The sequence below is a fragment of the Campylobacter blaseri genome (genome assembly GCF_013201895.1).
Lineage (GTDB): Bacteria > Campylobacterota > Campylobacteria > Campylobacterales > Campylobacteraceae > Campylobacter_B > Campylobacter_B blaseri.
In genome coordinates this window covers 504,994-518,365 of record NZ_CP053841.1, presented here as the reverse complement: position 1 = coordinate 518,365, position 13,372 = coordinate 504,994, and the positions used below count along the sequence as shown (strand labels likewise).

The following is a 13,372-nucleotide window of genomic DNA, read 5'->3' as shown; positions in this document are numbered from 1 at the left end:
AATTTTTTAATATTGCAATGGCTAAGATAGTTCTTTTATTTTATTAACTACTTTTTGTATAATCCAACCGGGTGTACTAGCTCCAGCTGAAATTCCACAAAATTTCTTACCATCAAACCACTCTTTTTTTACTTCACTGTCGTTTTCTATTAAATAACTATCTTTGCAAACTTGTTTTGATATTAAAAAAAGCTGTTTTGTATTAGATGAGTTTTTACCACCAATTATAACCATAACATCAGCTTTTAAAGCAAGCTCTCTAACTGCTTCTTGGTTTTCCAAAGTAGCGTTACAAATAGTGTTAAAAACTCTAACTTCTTTAGTTCTAGTCATCAAATAACTTACTATTTTTGCAAATTCTTCTATCTTTTTTGTAGTTTGAGAAACAACTGCAACTTTATTTCTAATTTTAACCCCATCTAGCTCTTTTGGTTCTAAAACTACAAATACATTGCCACTAGCATAAGACATTACACCTTTTACCTCTGGATGATTAAAATCCCCAAATATAACTATATCATAGCCATCTTTACTCATTTTTTCAACTATATTTTGCGGCTTAGTAACAAATGGACAAGTGGCGTCTATTATGTTTTTATTCTCTGTTTTTAAAATTTCAAGATCATTTTTAGTAATGCCATGAGTTCTAATAATAACTTTTTTTTCATTTTTCATCTCATCAATAGTTTTTAGAGTTTTAACATTAAAATCATCTTTTAATCTTTTAATCTCCTCGCTATTATGGATAAGCTCTCCAAAAGTTGCTCCATCTTTACTATTTTCAGCTATTTTAATAGCTCTTTTCACTCCAAAACAAAATCCATAATTTTTAGCAAGTTGTATTTTCAACTTTTACCCCTAATGACATTAACAATTCTTTAAAATTTGGAAATGATATATTTATTGATTTGCTACCACTAAGATTCATACCACATTTAATACCAAGAATTGCAAAACTCATAGCAATTCTATGATCTCCCCATGAATCTACATTGCCTAACTTAGCAACACCTCCAACTACTTTAAAGCCATCATCTAGCTCCTCTGCCTCAATTCCACAATTTTTTAAACCATCTACTGTAGCTTTTATCCTATCACACTCTTTTACTCTTAACTCTTTCGCATTTCTTAAAATACTTTTTCCTTTTGCATTTGCAAAAGCTATAGCTAAAGCTGGAGCTTCATCTATTAACCAAGATATATTCTCATGAACTTCAATTGCTTTAAGAGGCGCATACTCAACTACTATATCTCCTACATCCTCATATTCGCTAGATTTTAATTCAAATGTAATATTTGTACCCATTTTTTGAAGAATCTTATAGGCTTCAATTCTTGTTTTATTAAGTAAAATATTTTTAAGCACTATTTTAGAACCAGGTATTATAGCAGCGGCAAGTGCAAAAAAGAATGCAGAACTTGGATCATTTGGAACTATTATATTTAGAGGCTTTAAAGGTTTTTTAAGAGGAGATACCTCTAAAGTCAAACTATTTTTAACTATATCCGCTCCCATTCCTAAAAGCATTTTCTCACTATGATCTCTGCTAAGTTCTATCTCACTAAACTCACACCCCTCGCCTCTTAAAGCAGCTAAAATAAGGGCTGTTTTAACCTGAGCAGAGGCTATTTTACTATGATATTTAAAATATTTAAGTTTTTTTCCCTGAATGCAAATAGGTGCTTTGTTTCCACCCTCTCTACCGTAAATTTGAACTCCTATATCTATTAAAGGCAACCCTACTCTATTCATAGGTCTTTCATTTAAATACTTATCTCCACTTAAGACAAAAAATCCATCCACACTTGAAAGTAGTCCCATAAAAATTCTCATTGAAGTTCCTGAGTTTCCGCACTCTAAAATGTGATTTGGCTCTTTTATCTGCGTAGGTGGTGTTATGATAATTTCCCCATTATCAATCTCTACTTTACAGCCTAAGCTTTTTATAATATTTAGTGTATTTAATGTATCTTCTGCTTGGAGATAATTTCTAATCCTAGATGGCTTGTCACTTAAAAGCGAAAAAATTGCACATCTATGAGATATTGATTTATCAGATGCAATATTTTCTATATCACATCTGATAGGTTTTTTAATTGGATAAATCTTCATCTAATTCCAATATTTAATTTTTCATTTAGTTGGCTTAATATTTTATCTATTTGCGTATTTATATCATCATCCTCTAATGTTTTTTCCATACTTTGAAAAACAAATTTAATAGTTAAACTATTTTGATCGTGCATTTTTTCATCTGTATAGATATCTATTATATTATATGATTTTAAATTGTTTATTTTTATTGAGTCTAAACATTTACGTATCTCCTCATATCTCATACTAGAAGGAGCTATTAGGCTTAAATCTCTACTAATAGTAGGAAATTTAGCATATGGTTTTGCAATGATTGGATTAAACTCGAGCTTACTAAAATCAATTTCACAAACATAGGTTTTAGGAAGGTCATATTTAGCTTCAATAGCTAAATTTAACCTACCTATGTATCCTACATTTTTACCATTTTGGATGATATTTGCTTGTTCAAAATTATTTAAAAATTCTATATTTTCTTTTGGAATTTCGCATTTAAACTCACCTATGGTTGATTGAACCTTTGAAGCAAACCTTAAAAAATCAATTGCTTTTGGTTTTGCACCATTAAGCAAACTACTCTCCCCAATAAGTCCACTAGATAAAAAGGCTATATTAGTTTTTTCTTTAGAGCTTATATCAAAAACAGTTCCTATCTCAAAAAGATTCACAGATTTTCTTGAGTTTTTTATATTTCTCTCGCAAGATTTTATAAGGTTGTTTATTAAAGTAGGTCTAAATGCATTTAAATCGTTATTTATTGGATTTATAATTTTTACCTTGCAGTTTTTAAAACCTAACTCTTCAAGCTCTTTATCGTTATCAAAAATATAATGAAGCGTTTCAAAAAAACCCTCTCCAATTGCCTTATATCTAACTTCTTTTTTATTTTTATACTCTATAAATGATTGGTTTAGCCTATTTGTTTCACTATAAGATAGTGGTTTTGAAGGTATGTTATCAATACCTATAATCCTAACTATCTCCTCTGTTACATCATGGATATTTTCTATATCATGTCTAAAATAAGGTACCTTTATATTAATAGATTCTTGTTCAATGGCAACATCAAATTTAAGCTTTTTAAGTATTTTAACTATCTCATTTCTATCAACTTTTTGCCCTATGATTGAGTTTATCTCTTTTGTATCTAAATTTATAATTTTTCTATCTCTATGTGGTAAAATTTGTTGCGAACCATTATATAAATCCACATTATCCATCTTTGAAAAAATATTAAACAGATAATCACCACCCAAACTTAAATTTGGCTCACTACCTCTTGCAGATCTATATACATGATTATCGCCCTTATGTTTTTTGTCTTCATTAACTGCAACTGATATTATCTTTGGATCTGTATAGTTTGCTTCTAAGATAATTACTTTTGAATCATCACTAATTTTTCCAAAATCATTTTGTGATATTCCTGCTATTGATAAGCACTTATCATCATAATATACTCCACAATTCTCATTTTTTTCCTCTTTTATGCTAAGTGTTATCTTATCGCAAGCTGGACAAAGTTTTATTGCATCATATGCCCTTAATAAAACCCCAGTAGAATATGTTGTGTATGCTAGCATGCTTTCAATATTATTTTCTTTATTAATTTCAGCAAGATGAATTCTTATTAAAACAAGCATATTTAATTTTATACTATTTTTTACATTAAACGCCCTATACTGAAAAGAGCTTTGAATTTTTTCATTTGAGTGAATTCCTAAAAGTCTGCCTATGCCAAGACCATCTTCTTCATTATAAACTACATTTTTTAGCGATAAATCAAGAGCTGCGCTTAGATCTCTAGCAATACCATAAACACTAAGACAATCGCCTCTATTTGGAGTTAAATCAATCTCAATAATATCATCATTTAATATTGGATATTGGCTTAATTCTTTTCCAAGTTCGAGTTTGCCAATACTATCATCTAAAATCATGATACCTTCGTTAATTTTGATAAGTCCAAGCTCAGTTGAAGAGCATATCATCCCATTGCTCTCAACTCCTCTTAGCTTTGTAGTCTTTATCTTAAGTCCACTAGGAAGTACAGCGCCAACCAAGCTTACTGCAACATATTGTCCTGCTTCAACATTTTTAGCACCACAAACTATTTGCAATACCTCATCTTTGACATCCACTTCGCATATACTTAACTTATCTGAGTTTTCATGCTTTTTTTTGCTTTTTACATAGCCAACAACTACTTTTTTAGGTATTCTTATCTCTTTATAGCTATCAACTTCAAGACCTATCCTGTTTAAAGTCTCTTTTAGCTTATCGCTGCTAATTTTTGATATATCTATCCACTCTTGCAACCAACTTCTTGTTATTATCATTTAAACTGCTCCAATAATCTTAAATCGCCCTCAAATAAAGAACGTAAATCCCCTATACAATGAAGTAACATTGCAAATCTTTCAACCCCTAAGCCAAAAGCATATCCACTAACATTTTTATATCCAACTTGTCTAAATACATTTGGATCAACAACACCACTTCCTAAAACCTCAAGCCAACCTGTATGAGAACAGACCCTACAACCACTTCCTTTGCAAAATATACAGCTTATATCAACCTCGGTTGAGGGCTCAGTAAAAGGGAAAAAACTTGGTCTAAACCTGACTTTTACATCACCAAACATATATTTTAAAAAATTTTCTAAAGTATATTTTAAATTTGCAAAACTAACTTTATCTCCTTCCTCTACAACAAGCCCCTCAATTTGATGAAACATAGGAGTATGTGTTAAATCAAAATCTCTTCTAAAAACAGCTCCTGGACAAATCATTCTAATTGGTGGTTTTGAAGCTTCCATAGTTCGTATCTGAACTGGACTAGTGTGAGTTCTAAGGAGTCTTTTGTCATCTGTATAAAATGTATCTTGCATATCTCTTGCTGGATGATATTTTGGCAAATTTAATGCCTCAAAATTGTGGAAATCATCTTCAATTAATGGACCATTTTCAATACTGAAATTTTGAGATAAAAAATACTCTATAATTTTATCCATTGTAATCATCACAGGGTGTAAAGCACCTATACTTCTTTCTTCGTTGAACAAAGTAACATCAATAGATTCTGCTTTCATTTTGTTTTGAAGATCTATTAGCTCTAATTCATTTTTCTTTATAGAAATAGCGCTATTTAATTCATCTTTTTTTCTATTTAAATTATTAGCAAACTCTTTTTTCTCATCATTTGGCATATCTTTTAACTTAGAAAACTCTTGTGTTATAAGTCCTTTTTTGCCAAAAAGACTTACTCTTATCTTATCAAGCTCTTCTAAGTTTTTGGATGAATTTATTTTCGAGATTATTTCATTCACATTTCTTCCTTAAAAATATTTTGTTGATTTTATTAAAAAAATGATAAAAATAAGGTAAAGTTCGTGATAAATATCAATATTTTAGCTATAATCTATAAATTCTTATATATAAAAGGAGTATTTATGAAAAATGTATTTGAAAAAATTGTAGATGGCGAAATTCCTAGCAATAAAGTTTTAGAAAATGAAAAATTTTTAGCTTTTCATGACATAAACCCAAAAGCACCAATACATATACTTATCATACCCAAAAAATGTTATAAAAACTTTCAAGAAGTTGATCCAAAAATAATGGGAGAATTTACATCATTTATACAAGAAGTTGCTGTAAAAATGGGATTAGATAAAACAGGATATAGACTAATTAATAATTGCGGTGAAAATGCTGGGCAAGAGGTAATGCACTTGCATTTTCATATGCTAGGTGGAGCAAATTTATCATGGGATCAAACATCTGGTTCTAATATGAAAGATGGGTTCTAAAAGATAGGTGGTGCGATTGACGAGACTTGAACTCGTACAAGCGAAGCTTACTACCCCCTCAAGATAGCGTGTCTACCATTCCACCACAATCGCATAAAAATAAAATATTTTAGTTATAAAACCCTCTAAAAAAAGAGGGTTTTATATTAATTAATTAGCAGCTGTTTGAATAGCATCTGTAATAAGTGGATTTGCATAAAGCAAAATAAATGTAATAACTAGTGCATAGATAACTTGTGCTTCAATCATCGCCAAAGAAACATACATAGTTGTTGATAATTTATTAGCAACACTTGGGTTTCTTGCTATACCTGTTAATGTTGCAGAAGCAGCATTACCCATACCTAAAGCACCACCAAGAGCAGCAAGTCCTAAAACAATTCCAGAACTTATGATAGAATAAGAAGCTATAGTTGTATAAGCATCCATTCCCTCAGCAGCGAAAATAACACCCGTAAGTGAAAACAGCAAAAAAACAATCTTTTTCATAAAGATATCCTTTAAAATATATTCTTTAAAGCGTGTTCGGATCTTTCCCCTACTTACAAACTTTAAACAGCCGTATTTTACAAAAATATAACTTTTATTTTGATTAAAATTAAAATACACATACTAGAAAATAATCTTTTTTATAATTTTAATAATTCCTTAATTTATAAAATAATTAAAATATTAAAAAGTCTTTTTTTGATATAATTACGATAAATTTATTACACCAAGGATTTAAAAATGATTAACGACTTAAAGAAACTTGATTTAAAGGGCATTAAAGAGATATTTTATAATCTAAGCTATGAAGAACTTTTTGAGCATGAAGTCAAAAACAAAGAAGGAAAAATTAGCGATAATGGCACTTTCATAGTGGATACAGGTATTTTTACAGGAAGAAGTCCTAAAGATAAATATTTTGTTAAGCAAGATCCCTCAAATAAATATATAGCTTGGGGAAATATCAATCAACCAATAACAAAAGAACTTTTTGAAAAACTATTAAAAAAAGCAAAAGCGCAACTTTCTAATAAAAATATATATATTCAAGATGCCTATTGTGGTTCAAGTAAAGATAGTAAAAAATCTGTTAGATTTGTAACTGAAGTTGCTTGGCAAGCACATTTTGTAAAAAATATGTTCATAAGACCTAGCGAGGAAGAACTTAAAAGTTTCTATCCTGAATTTATAGTTTATAATGCTTGCAAATGTGTAAATGAAGACTATAAAAAAGATGGGTTGAACTCTGATGTTTTTGTAATTTTTAATATTGAAGAAAACATGGCTGTAATAGGCGGAACATGGTACGGCGGTGAGATGAAAAAAGGTATTTTTTCTATGATGAATTACTGGCTTCCACTTGAGGGAAAACTGTCTATGCATTGCTCTGCCAACATTGGTAAAAATGGTGATACTGCCCTGTTTTTCGGACTTAGTGGAACAGGTAAAACAACACTCTCAACTGATCCAAATAGAAAACTAATCGGTGATGATGAGCATGGCTGGGATGATAAAGGTATATTTAACTTTGAGGGTGGTTGTTATGCTAAATGTATAAATTTAGATCCTGATAGTGAACCTGAAATTTATAATGCCATAAAAAGAAATGCACTTTTAGAAAATGTCATATCTGATGAAAATGGCAAAGTTGATTTTAGTGATGCTTCAAAAACAGAAAATACAAGAGTAAGTTATCCAATAGAGCATATTAAAAATAGAGAACCAAGCCTGCAGGGTTCACATCCTAGAAATATTATATTTTTAACAGCAGATGCATTTGGAGTGCTTCCACCAGTTTCAAAACTTACAAAAGAACAAGCAATGTACTATTTTCTAAGTGGATATACTGCCAAGGTTGCAGGAACTGAAAGAGGTATAACTGAACCAGTTGCAACTTTTAGTGCTTGCTTTGGTGAAGCTTTTTTACCATTACATCCAACAGTTTATGCAAAACTTCTTGGAGAAAAAATGGATAAATATAATGTTAATGTATATTTAGTAAATACTGGATGGAGTGGCGGAGAGTATGGTGTTGGTAAAAGAATGAGCATTAAAGCCACAAGAGCTTGCATAAATGCAATTTTAGATGGCTCTATAAACAACTGCGAATTTGAAAATTTTGATAAGTTTAATCTTGCTATACCAAAAAAATTAGAAGGAGTAGACGCTAATTTACTGAACCCTAAAAATAGTTGGAAAAATCAAGATAGATTTGAAGAATTAAAGGCAAATTTAGCAAATATGTTTGTAGAAAATTTCAAAAGATATGAAGATGTAGTTGAAGGGGTGGAATTTGCCAAAGCCGGTCCAAAAATATAGTTATATATTTTTAACAATAATAGCTATATTTTTTACAGCTTGTGATGATGGTAAAAATTTAAAAGATGCATCATATCCTATACCAATGCCAATTTATGAAAATCCTATTGATTTTTTAAATGCCATAAGAATTGATTCAGGACTAAATTCTTTAGCCCTGAATCAAAAACTATCTGATTCGTCATTAAATCATGCAAAATATCTATATGAAAATAATTCTAAGTCCCACTATGAAACTGAAAACAATAGATACTTTACAGGCATATCTCCAAAAGATAGAGCTTTTTATGTTGGATATAACACTCAAATAACCGAAAATATATCCATTAACTCAATTAATTCAATGGATTCTATAGATGGATTATTGAGTGCTATATATCATAGATTTAATTTTTTAGATCCAACTATCAATGAGATTGGATATGGCTTTTTTGGTAATGATAAAAATCAAAACTATGTATATAATATGGGTAATTCTAATTTAAATGAGTTTTGTCAAAGAGGAATTTCAGACAAAGGATATGGTAAATTTTACTCTGGATATTGCAAGGAAAAAGATATAGCAATATTAGAATCCAATTTAGATAGATTTAAAAATTTAAATTTTTTTGATTATGTAGTTTATCCTAACTCAGACAAGACGAAATCTTTTTTTAGCAATGAAGATCCAAATCCTTTTCCTGAATGTAAAATCACTAGCAATCCTGTAAGTATAGAATTTAATAAGCAAGGCAGTCTAGTAACAATGGTTGATTTTAAGATATTTAAAAATGGCGAAAGACTATTAAATACAAAACAGCTAACAAGTTTAAATGATGTAAATTCTATTCTAAATAAGTATCAATTTGCACTTTTTTCAAAAGATGTTTTTGATTTTAACCAAGAGTATTTGGTAGAATTTGACTATATACAAAAGCAAAAGCAAAAAACTATAACTTGGAAATTTAAAACAAAAACACCACAAAATAAATATTTTGTGGCTAACAATAAGGATAAATTATCTCTTTCACCAAACATTTGGTATGATATTTTTTTAAAGCCAGAAAATTGTAACGATGTTTTTAATAGTTATCAAGCCAGTTATAAGTTAATGAAAAAACCTGATATAAAAACATTAGATACAAATATGCTAAGAGTTAAATTAAATGGTCTTAAAAATTCAAAACTAACACTTAAATTTGATAATAATAAAGAGATATATTTAATCTTATCAAAAAGTTCAGAAAGTTTAAAAATTTATGAAAATAAATTTATTTATATTATTTTTGTGGCTATATTAATAACTATATTTTACATAATAAAAAGGAGATAATTTGAAAAAGTTATGGCAAGGTAGATTTAATGAAGAAAGTTCTGAGCTTTTAGAAGAATTTAATGCTTCAATTAATTTTGATAAAAATTTATACGAGGAGGATATAAAAGGCTCCATCGCTCACGCTAAAATGCTTGGAAAATGCAATATTATATCAGAACATGAAAGTAAAGAAATAATAAATGGATTAAAACAAATACTATTTGAAATAGAAAATGATAGATTTATTTTTAAAACAGAAGATGAAGATATACATATGTCTGTGGAAAAAAGATTGTCTCAAATAATTGGTAAAGAAATTGGCGGAAAACTACATACTGCAAGAAGCAGAAACGACCAAGTTGCACTCGATTTTAGATTATTTGTTTTAAAGCAAAACAAAGAAATAGCAAATTTAATTTTAAGCCTAGTATCTACTTTAAAAGACATTGCAAAGGAAAATTTAGATACTTTAATGCCCGGATATACTCATCTTCAACACGCACAACCTGTTAGCTTAGCTTATCATTTAATGGCATATGCTTTTATGTTTATAAGAGATTATGAAAGACTTGTGTCAAGTTATGAAAGAAATAATCTATGTCCACTTGGATCAGCTGCACTTGCAGGAACTCCTCATCCAATAAATAGAGAATTAACTGCATTAGAACTTGGATTTAGCAAACCTACATTTAATGCAATGGATTCAGTTAGTGACAGAGATTTTGCGTTAGAGTTTTTATTTAACATTAGCGTTTTATTCACTCATACCTCAAGACTATGCGAAGAGCTTATTTTATGGAGCTCTCAAGAGTATGGTTTTATAACTATAAGTGATCAGTTTTCAACAGGAAGCTCCATAATGCCTCAGAAAAAAAACCCAGATGTTGCAGAGCTGATTCGTGGAAAAACTGGAAGAGTTTATGGGAATTTAATCTCTCTTTTAACTATTATGAAATCACTGCCAATGGCATATAACAAGGATATGCAAGAGGATAAAGAGGGTGTGCTTGATAGCACAAAAACTACAAAAGATAGCCTAATAATCTTAACTCAAATGTTAAAAACTACAAAATTTAACAAAGACAATATGATAAATGCTTGCAAAAAAGGACATCTAACCGCTACTGATTTAGCTGATTATTTAGTGAGAGAAAAAGGGATAAATTTTAGAGAAGCACACTATATTACTGGGCGTTGTGTTGCACTGGCTGAGAGTAAAAATTTAGACTTAAGTGAGTTGAGTCTTGATGAATTAAAAACAATACATAGTGATTTTGATAAAAATGTTATTGACATTTTAAATTTAGTAAATTCCAAAGAAGCAAGAAAATCATATGGAGGAACTTCAAATAGAAGCGTTGAAAAACAAATTTTAATAATTGAGAATTTTTTAAAAGATAAGCTTAGCTAAAAAAGAGTGCACTATGTGGGCGAAGAAAGTGACTATTGAAACTAGCGCAACAAAAGAGCAAATTTGGAATTTATATAGTGATGTAGAAAATTGGAATAAATGGGATAACACAATCAAATATTCAAAATTATATGGAGAATTCAAAGCAGGAAATAAAGGGATTTTGAAGTCTAGCAATGGACCAAAGTCAAATTTTGAACTAGTTTTAGTCTCTAAATTTCATAAATTCACAAGTCGCTCATCTTTACCTTTTACTAAAATAGATTTTATTCATGAAATTAATGAAAAGAATGGGAAATTATTTATTACTCATGAAATTCAAATAAAAGGATTATTAACATTTTTATTTTCAAAAATAATTGGCGAAAAATTATTAAAAGAGTTGCCAAAAACCATGCAAACACTTTCTAAAGAAGCTACAAAAAACTAAAATTTTAGTTTTTAAAATTTAGGATTTTCAAGATAAATTTGACTAAATTTAAATTCTATGATGCTATTAAAGATATTAGATGCTAAAATCATCTAATATCTTTTTTAAAATATAGTTTTAATTTATTGTTTTTCTATCCAAGAAATTATAAATTCCCAATGAGAATTTTTTGAATCAATCATTTCCATATGAGGCATATTTGCAAGTCTTAAATAGTCCACATTTACATTATAATCACTTTGATTCTTTACATATTTATCTGAAGTTTCTATCAGAACTGAATCATCATTTTTTCCGTGCACAACCAAAACATTTTTTCCTGCTTTAAGTTTATAGTTTGAAGGAGATGCTTTTAGTAGATTCTTATAGCTATGATCTTTAAAATACTGCTTAGCTGCATTGTTATCACCTAAATTTTTCTTATAACCAAAGTATACATCGGTAACTGGTGATAAAGCTATTACTCCATCTACAAGATTTTCGGTTAGAAGCACTAATTGTCCCCCAACAGAATGGCCAATTGTAATGATTTTTGCATTTTTATAACGTTTTTTAATATCATTTATCGCAAGAGATACATCGTTATAAGGAATAGGCCATTGATTTTCAACACCTCTTCTATATTCAACACTTGCCACATTAAAACTTTTGTTTATCAAATAAGACATCAAGTCATTTAGATGATCAAGATTATATTTACTACGCCAATATCCACCATGAACAAGAACTATTATCTTATCTGGATCTTTCATATTTTGAATATGGATATTATAAAATTGATCTTTATCTTCTCCATAAACAACTTTTTCTACCTCAACCATTTGATTGTTCATATTAATATCAGGATTTTTTTTACTGCAACCAGAAATTAATATAGCAACAACTGCAACTACTGTTAAAATAATCTTTTTCATAATAACACCTTTGTTTTGAATTTTGATAATTATATCATAGAGAAAATAAAACTTATAAATTTAATTAATATTAGTATTGAAAAAAAAGATATTTTTAATATTAATTAGTTATTTAAAATATATATATTTAATTTATTATATTTTGAGTGAATTTTATATTTTTGATAAATTTTAAAAAATAAGTTTGGCTTTTGAGCCAAACTTTGTTACATAAGAACAGGTATAGTTGTATTTTGCAAGAAATACTTAGAAGTTCCCCCTAAAAATATTTCTCTAAATCCATTGTTTTCTGCCATTCCAGCTACTATTAAATCAGCATTATGCTCTTTTGCACTATCCAAAAGTGCTTGTCCTGGTATTTTACCTTCAGTTTTTACAACCTCAAATGTAGGATCAATTCCATGCATACTAAGATAGTTCTTTATTCTACCTCTAGTTTCATCAATATCCTCTTCAAGATAATGATGAGCAGTAATACAATGAACCTCTTTAGCCTCTTTTAAAAACGGTATAGCATTTGTAAGGGCTCTTGCGCTACTCGTACTTCCTGTAAGACTTAAAAGTATTTTATCTGCTTTAAAAGATTTTAATTTTCTTGGTATGACAATAGCTGGCTTACCACTTTTTATAACAGCAGCTTCAAAAGTTCCTGTTATAGCTCCATTAGGTGGCACAGCTGCTACTACTAAATCACAATATTTAGAGTATTTTTCAACTAGTTGTGAGCGAGTTCCTATATCGTTTCTCAAAAAAGCACTGCTTGGTTCGTGTTGATTTTCTGTAAATGTTATACCAACTTTTTCTGCCTCTTCTTTGGCAATTTGTATATTTTTTTCTTGTTCTATTTTCAGCTCCTCTTTGGCTGTTTCTATAAACTCGTCCATTAAAATTCCACCCCTTAGTGTCATTCTAACATTATAAACTGTCTCTGGATCTAATTGAAATGCAAGAATGCTCATGTGTGATCCAAAGTATTTGTTAACAAGTAAAGCCCCATGAATTCTCTCCCTTAGCTCTTCACCTCCGCCTATTGGAAAAAATATTTTTTTTACATTCATTGCAAATCCTTTAATTATGATATATTTATTACTATTTTATCTTTTTTTTCTT

12 protein-coding genes and 1 tRNA gene are annotated in these 13,372 nt (G+C 29.2%); 5 read left to right on the top strand and 8 right to left on the bottom strand.

The genetic code is table 11. The features are described from left to right. Positions 1–21: 21 nt before the first annotated feature. Genes CBLAS_RS02730 through pheS form a run of 4 tightly spaced genes read right to left on the bottom strand, consistent with a single transcriptional unit; the run spans position 22 to position 5,423 of the window. The gene (locus tag CBLAS_RS02730) at positions 22–849 is read right to left on the bottom strand and encodes a 4-hydroxy-3-methylbut-2-enyl diphosphate reductase (RefSeq protein WP_106871339.1); all 828 of its coding nucleotides are present in this window, start codon (positions 847–849) and stop codon (positions 22–24) included. Further along, the gene (aroA, locus tag CBLAS_RS02725) at positions 830–2,113 is read right to left on the bottom strand and encodes a 3-phosphoshikimate 1-carboxyvinyltransferase (protein ID WP_106871341.1); all 1,284 of its coding nucleotides are present in this window, start codon (positions 2,111–2,113) and stop codon (positions 830–832) included. Before aroA ends, CBLAS_RS02730 begins: the two co-directional genes overlap by 20 nt. Then, positions 2,110–4,434, bottom strand: a complete 2,325-nt coding sequence (pheT, locus tag CBLAS_RS02720; RefSeq protein ID WP_106871343.1) for a phenylalanine--tRNA ligase subunit beta — start codon at positions 4,432–4,434, stop codon at positions 2,110–2,112. Before pheT ends, aroA begins: the two co-directional genes overlap by 4 nt. Next, positions 4,431–5,423: a phenylalanine--tRNA ligase subunit alpha gene (gene pheS, locus CBLAS_RS02715; RefSeq protein ID WP_106871345.1), complete on the bottom strand. Its 993-nt coding sequence runs from the start codon at positions 5,421–5,423 to the stop codon at positions 4,431–4,433. Before pheS ends, pheT begins: the two co-directional genes overlap by 4 nt. Positions 5,424–5,546: 123 nt before the next feature. On the opposite strand from pheS, the gene CBLAS_RS02710 reads away from it, so the two are divergent. Continuing rightward, the gene (locus CBLAS_RS02710; protein WP_106871347.1) at positions 5,547–5,906 is read left to right on the top strand and encodes a histidine triad nucleotide-binding protein; all 360 of its coding nucleotides are present in this window, start codon (positions 5,547–5,549) and stop codon (positions 5,904–5,906) included. 8 nt (positions 5,907–5,914) lie between these two features. Here CBLAS_RS02710 and CBLAS_RS02705 read toward each other — a convergent pair. Next, positions 5,915–5,999, bottom strand: a tRNA-Leu gene (locus CBLAS_RS02705). 57 nt (positions 6,000–6,056) lie between these two features. Next, positions 6,057–6,395 carry an ATP synthase F0 subunit C gene (gene atpE, locus CBLAS_RS02700; RefSeq protein WP_106871349.1) on the bottom strand — a complete coding sequence of 113 codons (339 nt, stop codon included), beginning with the start codon at positions 6,393–6,395 and terminating at the stop codon, positions 6,057–6,059. A 240-nt stretch (positions 6,396–6,635) separates the two neighbouring features. Here atpE and pckA point away from each other — a divergent pair, with 240 nt between their 5' ends. Genes pckA through CBLAS_RS02680 form a run of 4 tightly spaced genes read left to right on the top strand, consistent with a single transcriptional unit; the run spans position 6,636 to position 11,348 of the window. Next, the gene (gene pckA / locus CBLAS_RS02695) at positions 6,636–8,213 is read left to right on the top strand and encodes a phosphoenolpyruvate carboxykinase (ATP) (RefSeq protein WP_106871351.1); all 1,578 of its coding nucleotides are present in this window, start codon (positions 6,636–6,638) and stop codon (positions 8,211–8,213) included. Continuing rightward, on the top strand, positions 8,173–9,525 hold the full coding sequence (locus CBLAS_RS02690) for a CAP domain-containing protein (RefSeq protein WP_206603530.1): 1,353 nt from the start codon (positions 8,173–8,175) through the stop codon (positions 9,523–9,525). Before pckA ends, CBLAS_RS02690 begins: the two co-directional genes overlap by 41 nt. Before the next feature lies 1 nt (position 9,526). Next, a complete protein-coding gene (argH, locus tag CBLAS_RS02685) occupies positions 9,527–10,918 on the top strand; it encodes an argininosuccinate lyase (protein ID WP_106871353.1) in 1,392 nt (463 codons plus the stop codon). Between the two features lie 13 nt (positions 10,919–10,931). Beyond that, a complete protein-coding gene (locus CBLAS_RS02680) occupies positions 10,932–11,348 on the top strand; it encodes an SRPBCC family protein (RefSeq protein WP_106871355.1) in 417 nt (138 codons plus the stop codon). Between the two features lie 122 nt (positions 11,349–11,470). Here the strand turns inward: CBLAS_RS02680 and CBLAS_RS02675 are convergent, their stop codons facing one another. Both CBLAS_RS02675 and CBLAS_RS02670 read right to left on the bottom strand, forming a co-directional pair. Next, the gene (locus CBLAS_RS02675) at positions 11,471–12,262 is read right to left on the bottom strand and encodes an alpha/beta hydrolase (RefSeq protein WP_106871357.1); all 792 of its coding nucleotides are present in this window, start codon (positions 12,260–12,262) and stop codon (positions 11,471–11,473) included. A 206-nt stretch (positions 12,263–12,468) separates the two neighbouring features. Then, positions 12,469–13,320, bottom strand: coding sequence for a universal stress protein (locus CBLAS_RS02670; RefSeq protein ID WP_106871359.1), 852 nt, complete (start codon positions 13,318–13,320; stop codon positions 12,469–12,471). Between the last annotated feature and the right edge of the window lie 52 nt (positions 13,321–13,372).